24 protein-coding genes and 3 tRNA genes are annotated in these 21,206 nt (G+C 37.3%); 15 read left to right on the forward strand and 12 right to left on the reverse strand.

All coding sequences use genetic code 11. From position 1 onward, the window contains the following. Positions 1-21: 21 nt before the first annotated feature. From ADA56_RS07970 to ADA56_RS08015, 10 genes are all read right to left on the reverse strand, one after another. Complete coding sequence (locus ADA56_RS07970) at positions 22-495, reverse strand: DUF3158 family protein (RefSeq protein WP_049370199.1); 474 nt, start codon at positions 493-495, stop codon at positions 22-24. 14 nt (positions 496-509) lie between these two features. Continuing rightward, positions 510-1,265, reverse strand: coding sequence for a PFL_4669 family integrating conjugative element protein (locus ADA56_RS07975; protein WP_049370077.1), 756 nt, complete (start codon positions 1,263-1,265; stop codon positions 510-512). Between the two features lie 260 nt (positions 1,266-1,525). After that, the gene (locus tag ADA56_RS07980; RefSeq protein WP_049370078.1) at positions 1,526-2,749 is read right to left on the reverse strand and encodes an STY4528 family pathogenicity island replication protein; all 1,224 of its coding nucleotides are present in this window, start codon (positions 2,747-2,749) and stop codon (positions 1,526-1,528) included. A 149-nt stretch (positions 2,750-2,898) separates the two neighbouring features. Further along, on the reverse strand, positions 2,899-3,450 hold the full coding sequence (locus ADA56_RS07985) for a DUF2857 domain-containing protein (protein WP_005653590.1): 552 nt from the start codon (positions 3,448-3,450) through the stop codon (positions 2,899-2,901). Continuing rightward, a complete protein-coding gene (locus ADA56_RS07990) occupies positions 3,450-5,150 on the reverse strand; it encodes a ParB family protein (protein ID WP_049370079.1) in 1,701 nt (566 codons plus the stop codon). Before ADA56_RS07990 ends, ADA56_RS07985 begins: the two co-directional genes overlap by 1 nt. Further along, positions 5,143-6,498 carry a replicative DNA helicase gene (gene dnaB, locus ADA56_RS07995; protein WP_049370080.1) on the reverse strand — a complete coding sequence of 452 codons (1,356 nt, stop codon included), beginning with the start codon at positions 6,496-6,498 and terminating at the stop codon, positions 5,143-5,145. Before dnaB ends, ADA56_RS07990 begins: the two co-directional genes overlap by 8 nt. 1 nt (position 6,499) lies before the next feature. Next, the gene (locus ADA56_RS08000) at positions 6,500-7,336 is read right to left on the reverse strand and encodes a ParA family protein (protein WP_005653598.1); all 837 of its coding nucleotides are present in this window, start codon (positions 7,334-7,336) and stop codon (positions 6,500-6,502) included. 75 nt (positions 7,337-7,411) lie between these two features. After that, positions 7,412-7,498: transfer RNA gene (locus ADA56_RS08005), tRNA-Leu, on the reverse strand. A 28-nt stretch (positions 7,499-7,526) separates the two neighbouring features. Further along, positions 7,527-7,600: transfer RNA gene (locus tag ADA56_RS08010), tRNA-Cys, on the reverse strand. A 7-nt stretch (positions 7,601-7,607) separates the two neighbouring features. Further along, positions 7,608-7,683: transfer RNA gene (locus ADA56_RS08015), tRNA-Gly, on the reverse strand. A 255-nt stretch (positions 7,684-7,938) separates the two neighbouring features. Between ADA56_RS08015 and ADA56_RS08020 the strand changes: the two genes are divergently transcribed. Further along, entirely contained in the window at positions 7,939-9,048 is a 1,110-nt protein-coding gene (locus tag ADA56_RS08020) for a methionine biosynthesis PLP-dependent protein (RefSeq protein ID WP_049370081.1), read from the forward strand. Positions 9,049-9,165: 117 nt separating this feature from the next. After that, the gene (trxA, locus tag ADA56_RS08025) at positions 9,166-9,489 is read left to right on the forward strand and encodes a thioredoxin (protein ID WP_014065005.1); all 324 of its coding nucleotides are present in this window, start codon (positions 9,166-9,168) and stop codon (positions 9,487-9,489) included. Between the two features lie 53 nt (positions 9,490-9,542). Here the strand turns inward: trxA and ADA56_RS08030 are convergent, their stop codons facing one another. Beyond that, positions 9,543-10,352, reverse strand: coding sequence for a DNA ligase (locus ADA56_RS08030; protein ID WP_049370082.1), 810 nt, complete (start codon positions 10,350-10,352; stop codon positions 9,543-9,545). A 200-nt stretch (positions 10,353-10,552) separates the two neighbouring features. Here ADA56_RS08030 and lpcA point away from each other — a divergent pair, with 200 nt between their 5' ends. The 10 genes from lpcA to ADA56_RS08080 all read left to right on the forward strand — a co-directional run bounded on the left by lpcA (position 10,553) and on the right by ADA56_RS08080 (position 18,125). After that, on the forward strand, positions 10,553-11,137 hold the full coding sequence (gene lpcA, locus ADA56_RS08035; protein ID WP_014065007.1) for a D-sedoheptulose 7-phosphate isomerase: 585 nt from the start codon (positions 10,553-10,555) through the stop codon (positions 11,135-11,137). A gap of 149 nt (positions 11,138-11,286) precedes the next feature. Beyond that, complete coding sequence (gene artP, locus ADA56_RS08040; protein ID WP_049370083.1) at positions 11,287-12,024, forward strand: arginine ABC transporter ATP-binding protein ArtP; 738 nt, start codon at positions 11,287-11,289, stop codon at positions 12,022-12,024. Positions 12,025-12,035: 11 nt separating this feature from the next. Next, positions 12,036-12,755 (forward strand): arginine ABC transporter substrate-binding protein, encoded by a 720-nt coding sequence (locus ADA56_RS08045; RefSeq protein WP_049370084.1) that lies wholly within the window; start codon positions 12,036-12,038, stop codon positions 12,753-12,755. A gap of 3 nt (positions 12,756-12,758) precedes the next feature. Further along, positions 12,759-13,430, forward strand: a complete 672-nt coding sequence (gene artQ / locus ADA56_RS08050) for an arginine ABC transporter permease ArtQ (RefSeq protein ID WP_049370085.1) — start codon at positions 12,759-12,761, stop codon at positions 13,428-13,430. Further along, positions 13,430-14,113, forward strand: coding sequence for an arginine ABC transporter permease ArtM (artM, locus tag ADA56_RS08055; protein WP_049370086.1), 684 nt, complete (start codon positions 13,430-13,432; stop codon positions 14,111-14,113). The genes artQ and artM overlap by 1 nt, the downstream gene beginning before the upstream one ends. A gap of 89 nt (positions 14,114-14,202) precedes the next feature. Next, positions 14,203-15,159 (forward strand): helix-turn-helix transcriptional regulator, encoded by a 957-nt coding sequence (locus ADA56_RS08060; RefSeq protein ID WP_192829123.1) that lies wholly within the window; start codon positions 14,203-14,205, stop codon positions 15,157-15,159. Between the two features lie 58 nt (positions 15,160-15,217). Continuing rightward, a complete protein-coding gene (locus tag ADA56_RS08065) occupies positions 15,218-16,108 on the forward strand; it encodes a 5' nucleotidase, NT5C type (protein WP_049370087.1) in 891 nt (296 codons plus the stop codon). A gap of 3 nt (positions 16,109-16,111) precedes the next feature. After that, entirely contained in the window at positions 16,112-16,822 is a 711-nt protein-coding gene (locus ADA56_RS08070; RefSeq protein WP_049370088.1) for an SIR2 family NAD-dependent protein deacylase, read from the forward strand. A gap of 77 nt (positions 16,823-16,899) precedes the next feature. Beyond that, a complete protein-coding gene (locus tag ADA56_RS08075) occupies positions 16,900-17,394 on the forward strand; it encodes an opioid growth factor receptor-related protein (RefSeq protein ID WP_049370089.1) in 495 nt (164 codons plus the stop codon). A 14-nt stretch (positions 17,395-17,408) separates the two neighbouring features. Beyond that, positions 17,409-18,125, forward strand: a complete 717-nt coding sequence (locus tag ADA56_RS08080; RefSeq protein ID WP_049370090.1) for a hypothetical protein — start codon at positions 17,409-17,411, stop codon at positions 18,123-18,125. Between the two features lie 56 nt (positions 18,126-18,181). Here ADA56_RS08080 and rhuM read toward each other — a convergent pair whose 3' ends face one another. Beyond that, positions 18,182-19,183, reverse strand: coding sequence for a virulence protein RhuM/Fic/DOC family protein (gene rhuM / locus ADA56_RS08085; protein WP_049370091.1), 1,002 nt, complete (start codon positions 19,181-19,183; stop codon positions 18,182-18,184). Positions 19,184-19,406: 223 nt separating this feature from the next. On the opposite strand from rhuM, the gene ADA56_RS08090 reads away from it, so the two are divergent. The 3 genes from ADA56_RS08090 to ADA56_RS08100 are packed head-to-tail and all read left to right on the forward strand — an operon-like array spanning position 19,407 to position 21,201. Further along, positions 19,407-19,607 (forward strand): DNA translocase FtsK, encoded by a 201-nt coding sequence (locus ADA56_RS08090; RefSeq protein WP_049370092.1) that lies wholly within the window; start codon positions 19,407-19,409, stop codon positions 19,605-19,607. Beyond that, positions 19,604-20,449: an SIR2 family NAD-dependent protein deacylase gene (locus tag ADA56_RS08095; protein WP_049370093.1), complete on the forward strand. Its 846-nt coding sequence runs from the start codon at positions 19,604-19,606 to the stop codon at positions 20,447-20,449. The genes ADA56_RS08090 and ADA56_RS08095 overlap by 4 nt, the downstream gene beginning before the upstream one ends. Next, a complete protein-coding gene (locus ADA56_RS08100) occupies positions 20,449-21,201 on the forward strand; it encodes a PP2C family protein-serine/threonine phosphatase (RefSeq protein ID WP_049370094.1) in 753 nt (250 codons plus the stop codon). Before ADA56_RS08095 ends, ADA56_RS08100 begins: the two co-directional genes overlap by 1 nt. The last annotated feature ends 5 nt before the right edge of the window (positions 21,202-21,206 follow it).

Consider the following 21,206-nt stretch of genomic DNA (forward strand, 5'->3'; position numbering starts at 1 on the left):
CAACGTTCACAAATGTGAATGTTATAAATGATCTTCTATCTCTTTAATTTTATCTACCGCACTTGATACCTGTCTCATCATAAAATTTAGTACGGAGACCTGCAGATTAATCAAAATGCGTTCTTTCTCAGCTGAGACAAGTTTTTGTCGTAAGTCTGAAGATAACTGAGGATTATTAAATACCGGATTTAACACAGCATCACCAGTCTTAGAGGCTTGAAAACTGCGCCAGCGTAAAAACGTCCCACCGGATGATGAAGCTTTATCTCGGATCATGTGAATAGGTAATACACTAAGTTCACTTTTACGAACGTTCTGCAACATTTCATTCTGCTGCAACATTAAAACTTCACGGACTGTAGCAAGGGATTCAGCTAGTAATTCATACTGTTGCACTGAGTCTAACTCACTGAATAACTGTTTCAGTGAGTCATTAAGTGGGGTTGTGCGTCCTAATTGTTTATACATATCAGAAGGAATGAGCACGTTATCCATAATCCCAATCTCCATTATTCAGTTTTATTTGCTGTAATTTTGACTTCAACAGAGCCATTATCATCTGATTCAGTAAGTGATGATTTTTTAATTGTTGGAGCAAATGTTGCACGTGTTGTACCGGAAAGCACATCAGGCGTTAAGGTATATTTCATACGTTTTACAGCAGCTTGATAGCGAGCGTTATTTTCAAGCGCATCTTGGCGTGTAATACCGGAATTTCGGTAATTCTCAAGCACACCAAATGCACGACGAATTAATTTAGCACCGGATTCTAACCAATCATACGCATCATCTTTTGTAAGTAATGCAATATGTGAAGCGGTCATCACTGTACGAGCTAACGAATCAAAATCAGCCAAAAGATACAATAATTGATAACCCAGCTGAGTATTCACAAAAATAGGGTATTGAATCGGAGCAATATTGGCGCAACGCTCAATTTGAAAGTTTTCAGGGATTTTCTCACTGTAGAGATTAACCATTCTCCAGGTCATATCTTGCATTTCTTTACGAAACCCTAATACTTTTTGTTCAAAACGAAGAAGATAATCATCAGCATAAGGATCATCTTGTTCGGCAGCTTGCTGAATTTGACTCAATAGAGATAGAGCATTAGGAATACTGAGAATTGATGATGTAACGACTTCCCCGGCTTCATTTTTAACTAAGTCACGACCATTCCAAAGACGTGTTGCATACTGAGTATGAAGCGTAAATGTAATCTCACTGCGTAACGGCCCAAGTTGTTGGTTGTATGTTGTTGTCATGTTATGTCACCTTTTATCATTTGGTTAAAATTTGTACTTTGTAAAGTCCCTTTACACTGGTTAAATTTTGTTCACTGTGCAGTCCCCGCACACTGGTTAAATTTTGTTCACTGTGCGGTCCCCGCACACTGGTTAAATTTTGTTCACTGTGCAACCCTAGCACAGTGGTTGAATTTTGTACTTTGTCCAGCCCCTGGACAGTGATTAAATTTTGTACTTTGTAGAACCCTTCTACACTGTTCACTTTTTGTATAGCTAATTTAATTGCAAATTGAAGCCTTAAACTGTCGAATGCGATCAGCTCTCGCTTTTCTCTCTTCTTCAGATTGCACTCGCATTGGTTTTATTGCTTTATCTGCTTTCACATTATTAACTAAGCTAGTTTCATCATGTTGTGATAACCGATTTTTTGATGACAATGATTGTGCTTGTGTAGCCAAAAATTGTTCATACAAATACGGTTTAAATTCACCACGGTGTGCACGTTGGATTAATGTCACTACATAGCCTTGTGGTTTTTTCACTTCACCTTTTATCACACGCTGTTCAAGCTCAAATAAAATCGCTTTACAGATCCCTAAATCAAGTCCACGCATCGCTTGCATAATTGCTGTTTTTTCCAATGATGAAAACTGAATATTAGTCGGCCAGTCAATTTCATCCGCATTACCAGTACAGTACGTATTTATATAAATACTAGTACTTGTACTGTACTGTGAAAAACCTGAGTTCCCTTTTGGAACTAAGCCTGAAATCAATGACTTATCGTTGTTTTGGGTACTGAGTTCCCTTTTGGAACTCTGTTTGATTTTGCTGAGTTCCATTTTGGAACTAAGGTGATTTTTACTGAGTTCCCCTGTTTTTTCACAGAGTTCCTTATTGGAACTTAGTAGGTTTTCTTGAATAAATGTTGATTCTTCTTGCTCTGAAATATCCATTTTTGGACGTTTTTGATAGTCTTGAAGGCGAGCTCGCATCCAGTCAATGTGAGAAATATAATGCCACTGAGTATTATCTGAGAGCAGATTTTCTACAATATGGTTTGCTACACCTCGCACAAAGTTATCTCGATGCTGAATAGATTTTTCAAGAAGTGCGATGTAATCATGGTTTAATTGAATCGTATCAATGATTGGCATAGGTTCATCATGAAGGATGTAAAAATTACCCAATACTTGACCTTGTTCATTACGTACTGTTTCACAAAGTGTTAGCCAGCGAGTTAATCTAAGTAATAATAATGTTTGGCTAACAAGTTTGCGCGAGAGTTCTGCTTCATCATAAGGTTTATCTGAAAGTAATTTTGCAAGCACTTCGTATGATGGGAACATGCCTGATTGAAATTCTCTTGCTTTATATTTTATAAGTTGCCATGCCAATTTTGCTCTTGATGTTAAATAAGGATCAAATAGCAAACGGGTTGGAACTGTTTCATGCTGGTTGCCAAAAAAGAGCAACCCATGCTCTTGTAATTTTGTTTCCATAATTTAATTCTCTCTGAGAATATTTCATTTTTATTGTTGCAATGTGCTTAAACATCTTTACAATAGCCAATGAACTTTCTCAAGTTCCTTACTAACGATATGAATAACGCCCAACTTAACGTAACGCACTAGGTTGGGCGTTATGTTTTTTAAGCTGCATTCCAGCGGCTAACAAGTTTCCAGATTTCAGTTAAATTAATACCGGTTTCTTCAGCAATTAAAATTAACAGCTCTAGTCCTTCTGTTGATTCAATTGTTTGAACATCACCTTTATGCTCTTGCCATAAGTCCCAAATTAATTTTTCTTCCTCTTCGGTTGCTGCTGGCTTACGTCCCATTGGTTCTTGTTTTCCAAGTAGGCTACGACGAGCAGATACTTTTGAAGTGGTTAAGCCGAAGTAGGAATTGAGCATTTGGATGGATGCACCTAACATTAATGCGCGATCAATAAGGCGACGTTCTTGTGACGACATGCGTACTCGAGCCACTAATCGCCAAAATGCATCGTGATTAATTTCAACTTTGGCAAAGGGAGCTTTGGTGTTAGCCAGTTCATAAACTTCCTCTGTGCTGAGTTTTTCAATTTCTTGCAATTCTTGTTTTGAGAAACCATAGTTCCGGCAAACATTGATATTGCCTTCTTGTAAATTAACCAAAATCTCATTCAATACCACTTGGTTTAAATTGCTGAACATGCTCATTATGCATCTCCTTCTGAACGAATATAGCGAACGAGGCGAATTAAACGGAATAATTTAACTAGCGTGGTATCATCAATTTCTTGAGTATTGAGTAAATATTCCGGTAATAAGGTGAAAGATGTCTGTGGGTGCACATCTGTTTGTAATAAATTTAAGAAGTCATAACACATCTGTGCTACACCGCTCACATCTTTATCTAATGGTTTTACGCGGTAAGTGTAATCAACAGGCTCTTTTACGACGTGTTCAATGTAATCAGTTAATCCAACACTTTCCGCAATGTCGAGTGCTAGTGAATAAGCTTCTACTTTATGCTGACGACCAGGATAAATTTTCCAAATATCATCAACTGGTTGACGGCCTACGCAAGCAAAGCCTAATCCATTTTCTTCTGCACGTTGTTGGCGTTGCTCCTGAATGCTCATGCCAGGAGTAATGCCAAATTGTTGAGTTAAATTTTTAGCAAAATCAAAAGAAAGCCCTTCTGAATTAGCATTAGTTTCATCAAACTCTTCATCCTCTGTTTTATTATCTGCTTCATCCTCAAATGAAGGAGAAATTTCAACACTTGCTTGCTTTAATCCTGGCGCAGGTATTGATTTTTTTTCAGTAGTGGTCATTTGTGGAGTAGTGACTACACTAGGTTGAGATAATGTATCTAATGCGGTTTCTTGTGGATGTGGCGTATTAAACGTTTGAACATCTTGAATGCTTTCTTGTACGCTTTGTTGTATTTCGTGTTGTTTTTGCGCCATTTTCTTGAATTTTTGCTCATCGAGATCAATTTCAAGATAAAGCACTTCATAACTCACACGGTCACCTAACATAGATGACATTTCATCAATAAGGTGATCTTGGAAGGTTTTAATGTGGAATGGCTGATCATCGTTACAACGAGATAAGCTATTTCCCCAAATTTCATCAAAGGATACATCTAATTCAAATTGATAATTTTGCCAAATGGCTAAGGCGTTATTACGAATCGCAAGCAATTTATCAATTGGCGCATGTCCCAGCCCATTAAATAGCACATCAGGAATGTATGGATATAGGAAATTAATACAGCGTTCCATTTTTGCTACTGTTGTATTAGCAATAATGTATCCATCATTTTCTAACTCACTTGAAAGCTCGCGAGAAGAAAGGGATTTTCCTAACTTTTGCTCATAGTATTCTTTCGCTTGCTGAATTCCTAACGCCTTCTCAATAAAGGTTAAATCTGCACGTGTATCATTTTCAATTAAATGACCAATAAGCAAATCTAATTCCGCTTCTACGCTATCAGCACTTTCACCTTTCCAAGGTTTATATAAGCATTCAATAGACCAAAAACGTTGATCTTGAGTCTCTGTAAATAGTTCTTTTAATGCTTGAATACGAGTATTCCCACCGTCAGCAATGATATAGAAAGGTTCACCAGGTCGTTGAGTGATATTGGGTTTGTGATCAAGACCACGACGACGAATTGACTCTTTAATCATTTCAAAGTTAGGATTACGTGTCTTACGAGGGTTGTGTTCATAAGGGCGTAATTTATCTAACGTAACGGTAATGTATTTAGATTGCGCAGGATAATGTGTTGCTGTTGTTGTTTGATAAGCAGCAGACTGATTATTAATAGGTTGAACATTTAATCCTTTCGCAATCGCGTCTAATTGACTTTGTTGTTTTTTATTTTTAGCAATAAATGGATTATTCATAATATCTATCCTGTGTCGTTAAATTCTCAAAAATGCTGTATTGACCTTGAAACAGTGTTTTTACTGTGGCTAACGGGCCATTACGCTGTTTACCAATGATGATTTCCGCAATGCCTTTATCTTCTGTGTCAGGGTTATAGATTTCATCTCTATAAAGATGAATGATGACATCAGCATCTTGTTCAAGAGAGCCGGAGTCACGTAAGTCGGCATTGATTGGACGCTTATTAGCTCGATTTTCTAAACCTCGGTTTAGTTGAGATAATGCATAAATTGGGCATCCAGTTTCTTTGGCTAATTTCTTTAAATCATTGGATATTTCGGCAAGTTCTAAATTGCGATTTTCAGTTTTACTTCCGGTTCTCATTAGTTGGATGTAATCAATGAAAATCGCTTTAGGTTTGCCGTATAGACGAGTGTTTTTACGTACTTTGGCGCGTAAACGATGAGGTGTTAAAGAAGCTTCATCATCAATTAACAAACGACCTTTCCAGTCTTTTTTAATTGTCCCCATTGCATTAGCAAGTCGAGTCCATTCTTCCTCTTCAAGCTCAGTCGCTTGACGAATAGATTGCAAGCTGACGCGAGAGCGCATTGCCATAAAACGTTCTAATAGTTGATCAGCTGGCATTTCTTGACTGTAAAATTGGATAGGGCTGTCAGGAAATTTATCTAACGTACTTGCGGCAATCGTTTGTGCAAAGGTTGTTTTACCCATTGCTGGACGAGCTGCAATAATGATAAGTTCTCCTGGTTGACCGCCTGTTGTTGCTCTATCTAATTCAATAATGCCTGTTGGTGTTCCACTAACTGGATCGGCATTAATAGAGGACGTTTCCATGCGAGAAAGGATTCGCTCGAAACTGGCATTAAGATCAGCAACACCATCCGTCTCTTGTTCGATGACAATATTGGTATATTGCTTATCAACACTTTCCTCAAAAGAAGTTAATTCAATCTCATCTTTTGAAGATTGCATTTCAGTTACAATAAACTGGCCCAGAGTCAAAAAACGACGTTGTTTGCTATAACGAGAAATAATCTCAGCATACGCAGTGATATTAGATGCAGAAGGGGTATTGTGAATAATGTCAGCTAAGTATGCTAATCCCCCTATCTGATCAATCAGTTTTTTATCTTTGAAATACTGCTCCAAAGTTAAAATATCAGCGGGTTTTCCTTGTGTTAATAGATGGCTAACACCTTCAAACAATGCTTTATGAGCTGAGACATAAAAATCATCAGAGCGCAGTAAAGTTGCGATCTCATCAAATTTGTCATTATCAATAATGAGAGCACCAATGACCGCACTTTCCGCTTCAATAGAAGCAATAAGTTTATCAGTCATATTAGCCTTCCTTTTTCATTGGTTTATCAAAAAGTGTTTTAAATTGAGGGAGTAACAAGCAACACAGTTCTTTGATAACAGGATATTCAGCTTGGCTATGGCGATAAACTGGCAATGAATAAGTTGCAGCTTCTCTATATGCCACATGCGCAGGGATTGAAAAATCAAGGAAGGTTTTGCTTTCATCAAAATTGGTTTCAAATAGGACATGCAATTGATTGAGTACAAATTTCACGTCATTAGTATTATCAACGCAATTTGCGATAGCTTTGAGAGGTGGTAATTTGAAGCCAAATGATTCAAAGGTTTCTAAATCTTGATACATTCCGATAGTTCCACGGATAAATTCTTTCGCAGAAAGAATGTGTGGAAGAATAGGGCAGAATAGGATGTCAGCTGCTAAGACAGACATATCGACAGTAATGTCTCTAGTACCTCGAGTATCAACCACAATAACATCATAATTATCAATGTTTTTAATTAAGTGACTAAATCGAATTGCACCATCAGGGGCATTACGTAGAGTTTGACTTACATTGTTCGATGGGTCATTTGATTGAATTAAATCCAAATTTGGAATGGATGTTTTTGAAATGATATGGGAAGGTTCAATATCACGACGGGTTAAAAACTCATAAATACCACCGGGAGCTTCTTCAGTTAAAGCATAATAAGAGCTTAAGGTTGGTTGAGTATCAGTATCAATAAGAAGAGTTCTTAAACCGTGATCAGCGCAGAACGCCCCAATATTGGCAGCATTTGTACTTTTTGCAGAACCGCCTTTAGTACAAGCGACAGTAATAATATAAGGTTTTTTAGAAATAGAAGAGAAGTCCATAATTCCTCACCTAACGATAATTAAAAATTAAAGTTAAGTATTGGACTAGGTACTGATTATTGGTTTGGAATTAGATGGTGCCCGAAGCCAGACTTGAACTGGCACGCCTCGAAAGGCGAGGGATTTTAAATCCCTTGTGTCTACCGATTCCACCACTCGGGCATCGAGTGATTAACTAACTGCGTGGTTATGGAGGCGTGTCCCGGAGTCGAACCGAGCTACATGGATTTGCAATCCAGTGCATAACCGCTTTGCTAACACGCCGTTAGTTTGGAGCGGGAAACGAGGCTCGAACTCGCGACCCCGACCTTGGCAAGGTCGTGCTCTACCAACTGAGCTATTCCCGCATACGCTGTTAGTGCGGTGAATTTTACGGAAATTTTAAATTCTGTCAATCGAAGATCTGAAAAAAAAATTCAAATGTTGAAAAAATCTTCGTTTCGGTTGAAATTACAGCAAAATTTGACACAAGAATATAATTTTAGCTTAGTTTTCAATTTCTACTTTTATCGTGATTGGGTTTGTGACAAAATTGGAGCGTTTTGTTCGCCATTAAATCAAGAAAAGCGCGGTCAAATTTTTGCATGTTTTAGAGGTAAATTATGACACAACAATATTCTATCGATACATTATTAGCCCAAGCGGGAAATCGCAGTGATGAGCGCACTGGTGCAGTTTCTACGCCAATTTATCTTTCAACAGCTTATGGCCATCATGGGATTGGCGAAAGTACCGGATTTGATTATACGCGTACGAAAAACCCAACACGTAGTGTTTTGGAAGATACCGTAGCAAAATTAGAAAATGGTGATCGTGGTTTTGCTTTTGCTTCAGGTATGGCAGCAATTCAAGTGCTGATGAATTTATTTAAAGGCCCAGATGAATGGATTGTGTCAAGTGATGTATATGGTGGGACTTATCGTTTATTGGATTTTGCCTATAAAAATAACAACAGCGTAAAACCCGTTTATGTGAATACCGCTTCTTTAGCTGAAATTGAAGCCGCTATTACAGATAATACAAAAGCGATTTTTATTGAAACCCCATCAAATCCATTAATGGAAGAGTGTGATGTATCAGAAATTGCGAAATTAGCGAAAAAACACGATTTATTAATGATTGTGGATAATACCTTCTTAACTCCAGTGCTATCGCGTCCATTAGATTTAGGCGCGGATATTGTCATTCATAGCGGTACAAAATATATTGCGGGTCATAATGATAGTTTAGTGGGCTTAATTATTGCGAAAGGGCAGGAGCTTTGTGATCGTATCGCTTATATTCAAAATGGTGCGGGTGCCGTACTTTCGCCATTTGATTCTTGGTTAACCGTGCGTGGTATGAAAACCCTTTCATTACGAATGAAACGCCATCAAGATAATGCGAAGGCGATTGCAGAATTTTTACGCGAACAGCCACAAATTGATAGTGTGTTATATCCAAACAAAGGCGGTATGCTTTCTTTCCGTTTGAAAGATGAAAATTGGGTGAATACTTTCTTAAAATCAATCAAATTGATTACCTTTGCGGAAAGCTTAGGCGGTACAGAAAGCTTTATTACCTATCCCGCAACCCAAACCCATATGGATATTCCAGAAGCAGAACGTGTTGCTCGTGGTATTACAAACACATTATTGCGTTTTTCTGTTGGTTTAGAAGATGTGGAAGACATCAAAGCCGATTTATTACAGGCCTTTACACAACTTAAATAATTAGTTTTTACCAATCGGACTAATCTGTGCAATTCAATATGCCTTGTGCTATTATGCACAACATCAATTAACGTTAGGTGTTGATTCGTCAGCACCTTATTAAATAAGGAAACAAAAATGAGCGAAGTATTACATATTAATGATGCAGATTTTGAAACTGCCGTTGTGCAATCAGATATCCCTGTATTAGTGGATTTTTGGGCTCCTTGGTGTGGCCCTTGCAAAATGATTGCGCCAATTTTAGATGAAATCGCACCTGAATTCGCAGGTAAAGCAAAAATCGTTAAAATCAACGTAGATGACAACCAATTAGTTGCAGGTCAATTTGGTGTACGTAGTATCCCAACTTTACTACTTTTCAAAAATGGCCAACTTGTTGCAACACAAGTCGGTGCGTTACCAAAAAATCAATTAGCAGCGTTTATTAATCAACACCTATAATTGAGTTATCAAATATAAAGAGCGGTCAAAAATAGCGATGTTTTTGACCGCTCTTATTTTTTCTCTCGCCAATAAGTAGCAAAACGAGGTTTTCCAGAATTAGTTAATCCTCGATATTTGTAGGTAATCGTGCTACCAATAGGCGGTGGATTTTCGCGCTCACTCAGATTAAATCCTGAACCAATTTTGAATTTTCCACGATGGTTTTCACAGGTGAGCGATCCGAGTATATTCTCAAATTGTCCTTTCCCTTTGTGATGTGCTATCACGGTGCATTCTTCATCATAAGTATTTTTTAACTTTAAAATTTGTGTACTGCGTTTTCTTTCGTAAGGCGCATTAGGATTACGTAACACAACACCTTCACCTTTTTTCCTTTCAATTTCATGTAAATACTCGAATAAATGCGTTTTATCTCGTATTGGAATTTGCGGAATAATCTTGATATAAGATGTAGGGTGATCTTTCAAATAATCTTCTAAGTTTTTGAGACGTTCAAAGAGATTTCCTGAGGCATTCGGTACATCAAAAACATAAAGTGTTAATTTTGCCCAATTATCACCTTTAAAGGATTTTGTGATAGAAGCAATTTCTTCAAATTGATTACGTTCACTAAATATCTCACCATCAATGGCAAAAGGCGGAAATTGAGCGGTAAAATAGGTAGGCGCGGGCAAGGGGAGTCCTTGACGGCTTAATAATGTTTTGCCATCCCAATAACCTCGTACCCCATCCAATTTTTCAGACATCACCCAACCTTGAACATCTTGGTTTTCATAAGTGCCTAATAGCATTAAATCACGCTCGTTCGCCCAGGTTATTTGGTTGAATAGAAGGTAAAGTAATAAGTAAATCGCTCGCATAATCTCTCCTTTTTAAATTTATTGAGTTTAAAAAGTGCGGTCATTTTTTGAAGTGTTTTTAGCTGGATTTGCGATAGATATCGCAAAATAATGAGACGTAAGCTGAAAAAGGGCGTGATAAAAAAGAGCGCTAGATTATTTGAAATGAACGCTATACAATGCCAACGCTATTTCGAATTTTAATTTTTAAGGAGAATAAAATGTATTTTGATCAAATTAAAGCGGAGCTTGTGGAAGCACAAGACGTATTAAATAAGTTTGTTTCAGATGATAACAACATCAAACTCATTGAGAAAGCGGCTAAATTATTAGCGGAAAGCTTTAAAAATGGCGGTAAAGTATTATCTTGCGGTAATGGTGGTTCTCACTGTGACGCCATGCATTTTGCTGAAGAACTCACAGGTCGTTATCGTGAAAATCGTCCAGGTTATCCTGCAATTGCGATTTCTGATGTAAGTCATTTAAGCTGTGTAAGTAATGACTTTGGTTATGAATATGTATTCTCTCGCTTTGTTGAAGCCGTCGGTAAAGAAGGCGATGTTTTATTCGGATTATCAACATCAGGCAATTCTAAAAATATCTTAAATGCGATTGAAGCCGCGAAAGCAAAAGGCATGAAAGTGATTGCGATGACTGGTAAAGATGGCGGTAAAATGGCAGGCTTAGCGGATGTTGAAATTCGTGTGCCACACTTCGGTTATGCAGATCGTATTCAAGAAATCCACATCAAAGTGATTCATATTTTGATGATGCTAGTTGAATTTGAGATGGCGAAAGAGGCCTAATTCGCGATAAGTGCGGTTTAAAATTCAATGATTTAAAGGTCCCAAAAAGTTTTTTGGGATTTTTTATAAAAAATACTTGCATAAATAATCACTAAAAAGTAATATTTATTCATTCTTACAAGTCAATCAAGGACAGCAGTAAACTTAAAATGGCGATTAGTGTTAAAAATTTGAATTTCTTTTATGGTTCATCACAGGCATTGTTTGATATCAATCTTGATGCACAAGAAGGCGATACCGTGGTGTTACTCGGACCAAGTGGCGCAGGAAAAAGTACGTTAATACGTACATTAAATTTATTAGAAGTGCCGACCTCTGGCGAATTGCATATTGCGAATAATCATTTTGATTTGTCTCAAGCGAATAATAATCCGAAAGCCATTCGTCAACTTCGTCAAGATGTCGGCATGGTATTTCAACAATACAATCTTTGGCCGCATTTGACGGTAATTGAAAACCTGATTGAAGCGCCTCAAAAAGTATTAGGCATTAGCGAAGAAGAAGCGAAAAAAGATGCATTAGAACTTTTAAAACGTTTACGTTTGGAAGAGCATGCCGATCGTTTTCCTCTTCACTTATCAGGCGGTCAGCAACAACGTGTTGCTATTGCTCGAGCATTAATGATGAAACCACAAGTGTTGCTGTTTGATGAACCAACGGCAGCACTGGATCCTGAAATTACAGCTCAAGTTGTTGATATCATTAAAGAGCTTCAACAAACAGGTATTACTCAGGTGATTGTGACCCACGAAGTGAACGTGGCACAAAAAGTGGCGACCAAGGTCGTCTATATGGAACAAGGTAAGATTATTGAAATGGGCAGTGCAGATTGCTTTGATAATCCAAAAACCGAACAATTTAAACAATATCTTTCACACTCAGAATAAGGAAACACAACATGAAAAAATTACTTTTAAGCGCAATGTTAATGGGCTCAGCTTTTGCTGCAAATGCACAAGAAATCACTTTCGCGATGGAGCCGAGCTACCCGCCATTTGAAACAACAAATGAAAAAGGTGAAATTATCGGTTTTGATGTGGATGTAGCGAATGCAATTTGTAAAGAAATCCAAGCGACTTGTCATTTCAAAAGCCAATCTTTTGATGCATTAATTCCAAGCTTGAAAGCAAAACGTTTTGATGCAGCGATTTCTGCAATGGATATTACTGAAGCGCGTGCAAAACAAGTTTCATTTTCTAATGCGTATTATGACAGCACAGCAAGTTATGTCGCTTTAAAAGGCAAAGCAGATTTAGCTTCAGCAAAAACAATTGGTGTTCAAAACGGAACAACATTCCAACAATATACCGCAGCAGAAACCAAGCAATATAATGCAAAATCTTATGCAAGCTTACAAGATGCGATCTTAGACTTAAAAAATGGTCGTATTGATATCATCTTCGGTGATACAGCCGTATTGTCTGATATGATTTCTAAAGAGCCTGAAATTCAATTTGTTGGCGAGAAAGTGACTAACAAAAAATATTTCGGTAATGGTTTAGGTATCGCGGTGAATAAATCAAGCAAAGAATTGCTAGAAAGCTTAAATAAAGGTTTAGAAACCGTGAAAGCAAATGGTGAATACCAAAAAATCTATGACAAATGGATGACAAAATAATCTATGTTTTATGATTATCTTACATTAATTGGACATGCAGCCCTAATGACCTTAGGGCTTGCTATTTGCTCGTTAATTGTCGGTTTATTGCTCAGTATTATTTTTACGGCTTTAGAAGCGAATAAATATGTCTTTATTGCGAAACCAGTTTCTGTTGTGATCGCTTTATTGCGTGGTTTACCGGAAATCTTGGTGGTTCTACTGATTTATTTTGGTTCAACCCAAGTTGTGGAAATGCTGACGGGTGAGTATATCGAATTCAGCGCCTTTGGTTGTGGTGTATTTGCATTGTCTTTGATTTTTGCCTCTTATGCTTCACAAACCTTACGTGGTGCGATCCAAGCTATTCCAAAAGGACAGTGGGAATCAGGTGCAGCATTAGGATTAAGCCGACCTTATACTTTCATTCATTTGATTATGCCGCAAGTATGGCGACACGCTTTACCAGGCTTAAGCAATCAATGGCTCGTGTTATTAAAAGATACGGCATTGGTGTCATTAATTGGTGTTGATGATTTAATGCGCCAGGCAGGATACATTAATACAAATACTCATGAACCTTTTACTTGGTATGGTATTGCTGCGTTGATTTATTTAGTGATTACGTTGATCAGCCAAGCGGGTATTCGCAAATTAGAATTACGTTTCACTCGATTTGAACGGGGAGTCGAATAATGTTTCAAGAGTATTTAGCAGTGATTGCTCAAGGCATTCCGACTAGCCTGTTGCTTACAGTCGTATCTTTGTTTATTGCCTTTTTCTTAGCATTGGGACTAACCTTCTTGCTTTCTATCGGCAATAAATTGGTGAAAAGTGCGGTCAATTTGTTCCTTGTTTTATTTACAGGCACCCCACTTTTAGTGCAATTTTTCTTAATTTATGCAGGCCCAGGCCAATTCCAATGGTTGGTGAACAGCCCATTATGGGGATTATTCTCCAATGCATGGTTCTGTGCAGCATTAGCTTTAGCATTGAATAGTGCCGCTTATTCAACCCAATTATTCCACGGAGCAGTAAAAGCGATCTCTAAAGGTCAATGGGAAAGCTGTGCGGCATTAGGACTAAGTCGTATGCAGACGTTAAAAATTCTCATTCCTTATGCGTTAAAACGCGCACTCCCTTCTTATACCAATGAAATTATCTTGGTATTTAAAGGTACAGCATTAGCTTCTACCATTACGATCATGGATATCATGGGATATGCTCGCCAACTTTACGGCACCGAATATGATGCACTCACTATCTACGGTATTGCAGGCGGTATTTATCTCATCATTACTGGTATCGCTACTTTATTACTCCGTCAGTTAGAAAATAAAGTGTTGTCATTCGAACGTATTGATACCGTAAAAGCATAAAGTGCGGCCAAAAATAGAAACTAATCGGGCAGTTTAAAAATTGCCCGATTTTTTATATGATTAAAGAAAATATTTTTATTTATGAGGCAATTATGTCCGAATCATCTTCCCTAAAATTTCACCTCGAACTATTACGTTTAATTCCGAAAAACTATTCCATTAGCTCATTAGAATTGCGAGAGAAATTGCTCGCATTAGGTATTGAGCGTGATTTACGTAGTATTCAGCGTGCACTAAATACGTTATGTGAGCAGTTTGAAATTGATTGCAATACTAATGATAAACCGTATAGCTATCGTTGGAAACCCGATGCAAAAGGCTTAGATATGCCAATTTTAAACGAACAGCAATCGTTGGTTTTGATGTTGGCAAAGCAATATTTAACCGGTATTTTGCCAACCAATATTATGCAATCGATGGACGGTTTTTTTAAACAGGCTGAATATAATTTGGCTTATGGCAAAAATCAGAAAAAGGAAGCCTCTGAGTGGTTGAATAAAGCCGGGATAGCTCCAACTAGCCAGCCATTATTACCTGCAAAGATTGATCCTGAAGTATTCAATAAAGTAAGTATTGCTCTTTATCATAATAAATACATTAACATGAGCTATCGTAAGAATGATGGAGATATACGTGATGCTCAAGTTAAACCCCTTGCATTAGTGCAGCAAGGTCCAAGTACTTATTTAGTGGTTCAATATGAGAGTGGAGCGATTAGACATCTTGCATTACATCGATTTATTTCAGTTAATGTCAGTACGATGCAATTTGAGCGCCCGAAATTTAGTCTAAAAGCGCATATCGAAAGTCAAAACTTTGGCTTTAGTTCAGGTAGAAAGATTCGTTTAACTTTCCGTATTGATAAACAAACAGGAGGCTTTTTGACAGAAACCCCGCTATCAGCGGATCAACGCGTAAAAGATTGCGGTGATGAATATGAAATTTCAGCCACCGTGATTGAGAGTGCCATGCTAGAGTGGTGGATTGCCCATTTTGGTGAAGATTACCAAGAAATTGACCGCACTTATTTAGACGAAAATGCTTAACGACATGAATTGTCGCTTCATCTTTTATCATTAAGCCATCAACAGAGAGGGCATTAAAATGAAGAAAATTGTTTATATTGATATGGATAATGTGATGGTTGATTTTCCGTCTGGTATTGCAAAATTAGATGAGAAAACCAAGCAAGAGTATGAAGGGCGATATGATGAAGTTGAGGGCATTTTTAGCTTAATGGACCCCATGCCGAATGCGATTACTGCCGTTCATAAATTGATTAAAAAATACCATATTTACGCACTTTCTACCGCTCCTTGGCATAATCCATCAGCTTGGAGTGATAAAGTAAAATGGATTCAACGTTATTTCGGCGAAGAAAAAGGCTCGGCATTATACAAGCGGTTAATTTTATCTCACCATAAAAACCTGAACCAAGGCGATTATTTAATTGATGATCGCACTAAAAATGGAGCAGATAAATTCGAAGGCAAACACTTACATTTTGGTACTGAACAATTTGCTAACTGGAACTGTGTACTATCTTACTTAGATTGTGGCCCTTTTACGCCAAGTGATATTTTGCAAGATTGCTTGAAGAAATCAGCCGCACTTGTGCAAGTTGAAAATGAGGAGCAAAGCCGAATCATTGGTGCTTTTGCAGATCGCTATAAATGGCAAGTGTTTAATTTGGCATGTGTTTATGCGGATGAAACAACAACCGAACACAAAACGGTCTATTTAATAATCAGCCCTTATCTCAGTGATGAATTTAAAATACGTATTGAAGCAATGAGTGCCCATATTCAAGCTGAATATGACGTGTTATTACGCTCAAAATCACAGCTAAAACAATATTTCCAACGCCTTTCAGAGAAGCCATTCTTGCATATTGAAAGCTATGCTTATCAACTGCTTTATAAAGCGGGGAATATATTTGGCATGATGGCTAGAGATAGACAGATTGATGAAATTTTACGACAAAAAGGAGCCTGAAAAATGACTTTGGAAAATAAACCAATTTGCGTGGTATTAACGGGCGCTGGAATTAGTGCCGAAAGTGGTATTCCTACTTTTAGAGCAGAAGATGGCTTGTGGGCTGGGCATAAAGTAGAAGAAGTTTGTACACCCGAAGCCTTAAAGAAAAACCGTGCAAAAGTATTGGCGTTTTATAATGAACGACGTCGTAATGCTCAAGCTGCAGAGCCTAATGCTGCACACTTGGCGTTGGTTGAATTGGAAGAGTTTTATGAAGTTCATATAATCACTCAAAATGTAGATGATTTACATGAGCGAGCGGGGAGTACTAACGTACTCCATTTACATGGTGAATTGAATAAAGCTCGTAGCAGTTTTAATACCGATTACATTGTTCCATGTTTTGGGGATCAACTATTAGAGGATAAGGATAATCACGGTCATCCAATGCGTCCACATATAGTCTTTTTTGGGGAAAATGTACCCATGTTTCCTAAAGCAGAAAAGTTAGTGAAAAAGGCAGATATTGTGATTGTTATTGGCACTTCATTACAAGTTTATCCAGCTAATGGATTGGTAAATCTCGCTCCATATGGTTCACTTATCTATTTGATCGATCCTAATCCCAATACAGGGTTTGTTCGTAAGAAAGTGATTGCAATCAAAGAAAAAGCGGGTGAGGGCGTACCGAAGGTAGTAGCAGAGTTATTGGAGAAAATTAAAAAATCATAGAAAACAGCCGCACTTTTTAAATAGATAGCGAGTTTTATATCGCTATACTGTATGACTGATGAATTAACGGGAAACGCATGCATCCAGTAATTGAATTTTATTTAGAACAAAGAAAAAGCCAACATAATTTATCTTTGCAAGATATGTGGGCAATGCCAAAAAGAATGGTTGGTGATGCTTATTTATATATTCCTTGGCTTTTACCCGTTACTGAAAGTTCCAAATGGAATCGTTCAGTGCCAGTTTTTAATGAGGAAGACCGAATATTTTTTATTGAAAATGAAGCTATTCAAAAGAAATTTTTACATTCTATTGATTTTATTCTGGATTACTTCTGTTTATATCGTGAAGATAATAAAATATTCCCAAAACCTGAATTGAGTGAACGTAAAGTTTGGCTACGTAATATCGGGCATGAAAGTAAGAAGATTTCTCGCATCATTCGTAGTTTAAATTATTGTGGTCATCCTGAGTTGGCTAAAAGTTTACAGCAACTGGCAATAAAATTAGGTCAAGAAAAAGGCGTAATTCAAGAAGAAACCATAGAGATTTGGACAAATCTACTTAAATAATGAGGATAAGAATAATGGTAACAGAAGAATTTAAAAAAATAGCGGTATCTTTCGCAGGAGGCGATGGTGGAAATCCTAAATCAGAAGTATGGTTTTGTGGATTAGAATGGGGAATAGGTGATGAAAGCTCGCCAGATGATTTTTATGAGAAATTTAGTTTAAGTCCTAAATTAATACCGCATTCTTGGGTAGAGGATGATTTTGATGGTAGTTGGACTACTCAATATAATAGAAAAATATGTTGGTTTTTGTGGTACTACTACAATTTAGATTGGAAAAATGGAGAAAGTGCGGAGCATTTTGTTAAAAAATACGATGTGTTTTACCCACAAGGTATTGGTTTCAAATTAAATATGCTACCAATCAATTTTAAAAATAGATCATCAATTAAATGGAATGATCAATTCATTAAGATGACAGGATTTGAAACATTCAATGAATATAGAGAGTGGTGCGTTGAAAATCGAGGTGCTTTTTATCGTCAACTTATAGATGAATGTCATCCTAAAGTTATTATTTGTACGGGAGTCACTGAAAAAGATAACTTCTTTAAGTTTTTTACTGGAGATACTGTATATGAAACTAAAGCATTAAAAGAATTTAATATCTTCTATCGCAAGTACAATGATACCTTAATTTGTGTTTGCCCATTTTTTGGTGGCCCAAATGGCATTAATTCTTACGACAAAATGGAAGTATTAGTAGAGTCAGTAAAAGAATTATGTAAATAATTTTTTATTAAGTTTAACGTTGATAGATAAATAGCGACTTCGGTCGCTATTTATCATTACTTATCTTGCTTATGTTTAAGCATATGCATAATAAGCCTAATAAGCGTTTCTTTTTGTTTCGGATCAGATTCAGCAACTAATAAAGTGAGTGCTGCAAGCCCCGTATCATTGATAACAGGGTGTCCATCATGATCAAACAAACGCCCATTTCTATGTAAGAAATCCACAAATAAAAATGCGCCACTACGTTTATTACCATCTGAAAAAGGATGGTTCTTAACGACAAAATAAAGTAAATGTGCCGCTTTTGCTTCAATGCTTGGATAAGCAGGTTCACCAAATACACTTTGATCTAAATTGCCTAGAATCGCAGATAAGCCATTATCTCGTTCACGTCCAAACAGATCACTTGCTTCACCTTTTGCCATCAGCTGTGATTTTAACTCTGCTAGTGCAGAACAGGCTTCGGCATAAGTTGGTAACGTACCGCCTTGCTGTGTTTGTGGTTCGGCAAGTAAACCCTCATCATATTGTTGTAGCCATAAAAAGGTATGCGTATAACGGCTGACAATATCCACTAATCCTCGACCACTTTCTAGCGTTAATTCCGATGAATTTGCCGTTTTTTGAATAAGTGCAAGTGCTTGCTCTAATTCGTGAGCATTTTGCTGTAAACGTTTTTGGTTAATGGTATAGCCTTGAGTCAGATATTCTTTTAAACGTGCAGTTGCCCAACGGCGGAAACTAATGCCTTGTTTAGATTTTACTCTATACCCAACAGAGATAATCATATCTAAATCATAATGCTCAATTTCACGATTGACTTGGCGTTTACCTTCTTGGCGAACTATCCGGAATTTCCGGATAGTTGAGTCTTTCTCAAGTTCTTCGTCATCAAATATATTGGTAATGTGCTCATTGATGGTGCGAATATCTTTACCAAATAACATTGCCATCTGCGCCTGAGAAAGCCAAACGGTATCATTTTCAAATCTCACTTCCACTTGCGTTGTGCCATCTTGAGCTTGGTAAATTTCAATTGGATTTTGATGATTCATATTCTTTTCCCTAATAAATTACATGTATATATAAACAGATAAATATGTATATTGCAATACAGATAATCTTATTTGCAAAAAATCTCCTAAAAATAACCGCTTGTAATATTTGCTAATGACACGAATTGTCGCCTCCTTCCATATAATTTTTCCATAAAAGAGAGTTTTTTACCTCTTACAACACGCTTAAGCCCTTTTATAGAAACAACACAGGAGAAAAATTATGGCAATGAAAGTCACTTTTAAACGAGATCCGCTTTTTGAGGATGTAAAAAAATTCGTGCAACAAGAAAAATTTACATCTGGTTCACGGATTCAACGCAAATTTAGTTTAGGCTTTAATCGAGCTGCGAGAATTGTAGAACAACTAGAAGAAGCAGGCGTTATTTCATCAATGAAAAATGGACAGAGAAAAGTATTATGAAAAATGATTTAAATTATGCAGTGGAACTTATCCGAAAGGCCGATGGCATTTTAATTACTGCTGGGGCAGGAATGAGCGTGGATTCAGGTTTGCCGGATTTTAGAAGTGTCGGCGGGTTTTGGAATGCTTACCCAATGTTTAAAGGCCGCAATATCAATTTTGAAGATATTGCGACACCATTGGCTTATGAAACCCATCAAGAGTTAGCTTATTGGTTTTATGGGCATCGCTTATCGCAATATCGCGCAACAATCCCGCATGAGGGCTACCAAATTTTAAAACGTTGGGCAGATAGCAAACCGCATGGTTATTTTGTTTTTACAAGTAATGTGGATGGGCATTTTCAGAAAGCGGGATTTGAAGAAGGGCGTATTTATGAAGTGCATGGCACACTAGAGCGTTTGCAGTGTGCGCATAATTGCCGTGATTTAAGTTGGTCTGCAAAAGAATTTCAACCTGTTGTGGATAACGAAAACTTGCGCTTATTGAGTGAGCCACCTCGTTGCCCTTATTGTCAGCGTTTAGCAAGACAGAATGTACTTATGTTTGACGATTATTTTTACAGCAGTAATTATCAAAATTTAAAACGAAATAAGCTCGATTTATGGTTAAAAGAAGTGCAAAATCTCGTCGTCATCGAACTGGGGGCGGGGAAAGCCATTCCAACTGTGCGTCGCTTTTCTGAACGTACGGCGAAAGCAAAAAAAGGTGGATTTATCCGTATTAACCCACAAGATGCAGGCGTGCCAAAAATGCACTTTTTAAGTCTCGAGATGAAGGCGTTAGATGCGCTAAAAGCGATTGATTGCCTGCTAAATCCTTCTCAACAAGCGGTTGAATAATGGAAAATTTTTGTGAAATAACCTTCTGCCAACAAATTGGCAGCAACAAGCGACACAACCAAGATGCCCTTTTTAATGGCGAGGCGGTGTTTCAATATAAACTCAAAACGGCTGAAAAACGCCTTGAAAACCGACCGCACTTTATTGCGGGCGTGGCAGATGGTATTTCCAATAGCAACCGACCTGAAAAAGCGAGCAAGTTGGCAATGCAATTATTAAGCCAAATGGAAAGCATAAGTCGTCAAACGATCTACGATTTACAATCCAGTTTATCAGCAGAATTGGGTGAAGATTATTTTGGCTCAGCAACCACTTTTGTGGCGGCTGAAATTGATCAAATAACTCGTAAAGCCAAAATTCTCAGCGTAGGCGATAGCCGTGCTTATTTAATTGACGCTCAAGGAAACTGGCAACAAATTACCCAAGATCATTCTATTCTGTCTGAATTATTAACTGATTTTCCCGATAAAAAAGAAGAAGACTTTGCCACAATTTATGGCGGAGTTTCTTCTTGTTTAGTCGCGGATTATTCCGAATTTCAAGATAAAATTTTTTATCAAGAAATTGAAATTAAACAAGGGGAAAGTTTATTACTGTGTTCTGATGGATTAACAGATGAGCTTTCTGCTGAAGTAAGAGAAAAGATTTGGAAACAATATGATAATGATAAATCTCGATTGACGGTGTATCGTAAATTAGTTGCAAAACAAGGGTTTTATGATGATTTATCGGTTATAATCTGTGCATTTTGATTTAT

It is taken from the genome of Parahaemophilus parainfluenzae, from assembly GCF_001055095.1.
GTDB lineage: Bacteria > Pseudomonadota > Gammaproteobacteria > Enterobacterales > Pasteurellaceae > Haemophilus_D > Haemophilus_D parainfluenzae_Z.

Excerpts from the sequence above, each read along its gene's own strand:
- ADA56_RS07985 (WP_005653590.1), bottom strand. The coding sequence starts at position 3,450 with ATGAGCATGTTCAGCAATTTAAACCAAGTGGTATTGAATGAGATTTTG.
- ADA56_RS08075 (WP_049370089.1), top strand. The coding sequence starts at position 16,900 with ATGCATCCAGTAATTGAATTTTATTTAGAACAAAGAAAAAGCCAACAT.
- lpcA (WP_014065007.1), top strand. The coding sequence starts at position 10,553 with ATGTATTTTGATCAAATTAAAGCGGAGCTTGTGGAAGCACAAGACGTA.
- ADA56_RS08090 (WP_049370092.1), top strand. The coding sequence starts at position 19,407 with ATGGCAATGAAAGTCACTTTTAAACGAGATCCGCTTTTTGAGGATGTA.
- ADA56_RS08070 (WP_049370088.1), top strand. The coding sequence starts at position 16,112 with ATGACTTTGGAAAATAAACCAATTTGCGTGGTATTAACGGGCGCTGGA.
- artQ (WP_049370085.1), top strand. The coding sequence starts at position 12,759 with ATGTTTTATGATTATCTTACATTAATTGGACATGCAGCCCTAATGACC.
- ADA56_RS07980 (WP_049370078.1), bottom strand. The coding sequence starts at position 2,749 with ATGGAAACAAAATTACAAGAGCATGGGTTGCTCTTTTTTGGCAACCAG.
- ADA56_RS08030 (WP_049370082.1), bottom strand. The coding sequence starts at position 10,352 with ATGCGAGCGATTTACTTATTACTTTACCTTCTATTCAACCAAATAACC.
- trxA (WP_014065005.1), top strand. The coding sequence starts at position 9,166 with ATGAGCGAAGTATTACATATTAATGATGCAGATTTTGAAACTGCCGTT.
- artM (WP_049370086.1), top strand. The coding sequence starts at position 13,430 with ATGTTTCAAGAGTATTTAGCAGTGATTGCTCAAGGCATTCCGACTAGC.
- ADA56_RS08045 (WP_049370084.1), top strand. The coding sequence starts at position 12,036 with ATGAAAAAATTACTTTTAAGCGCAATGTTAATGGGCTCAGCTTTTGCT.
- ADA56_RS08100 (WP_049370094.1), top strand. The coding sequence starts at position 20,449 with ATGGAAAATTTTTGTGAAATAACCTTCTGCCAACAAATTGGCAGCAAC.
- dnaB (WP_049370080.1), bottom strand. The coding sequence starts at position 6,498 with ATGACTGATAAACTTATTGCTTCTATTGAAGCGGAAAGTGCGGTCATT.
- ADA56_RS07975 (WP_049370077.1), bottom strand. The coding sequence starts at position 1,265 with ATGACAACAACATACAACCAACAACTTGGGCCGTTACGCAGTGAGATT.
- rhuM (WP_049370091.1), bottom strand. The coding sequence starts at position 19,183 with ATGAATCATCAAAATCCAATTGAAATTTACCAAGCTCAAGATGGCACA.
- ADA56_RS08000 (WP_005653598.1), bottom strand. The coding sequence starts at position 7,336 with ATGGACTTCTCTTCTATTTCTAAAAAACCTTATATTATTACTGTCGCT.
- ADA56_RS08095 (WP_049370093.1), top strand. The coding sequence starts at position 19,604 with ATGAAAAATGATTTAAATTATGCAGTGGAACTTATCCGAAAGGCCGAT.
- ADA56_RS07990 (WP_049370079.1), bottom strand. The coding sequence starts at position 5,150 with ATGAATAATCCATTTATTGCTAAAAATAAAAAACAACAAAGTCAATTA.
- artP (WP_049370083.1), top strand. The coding sequence starts at position 11,287 with ATGGCGATTAGTGTTAAAAATTTGAATTTCTTTTATGGTTCATCACAG.
- ADA56_RS08020 (WP_049370081.1), top strand. The coding sequence starts at position 7,939 with ATGACACAACAATATTCTATCGATACATTATTAGCCCAAGCGGGAAAT.
- ADA56_RS08065 (WP_049370087.1), top strand. The coding sequence starts at position 15,218 with ATGAAGAAAATTGTTTATATTGATATGGATAATGTGATGGTTGATTTT.
- ADA56_RS08080 (WP_049370090.1), top strand. The coding sequence starts at position 17,409 with ATGGTAACAGAAGAATTTAAAAAAATAGCGGTATCTTTCGCAGGAGGC.
- ADA56_RS07970 (WP_049370199.1), bottom strand. The coding sequence starts at position 495 with ATGGATAACGTGCTCATTCCTTCTGATATGTATAAACAATTAGGACGC.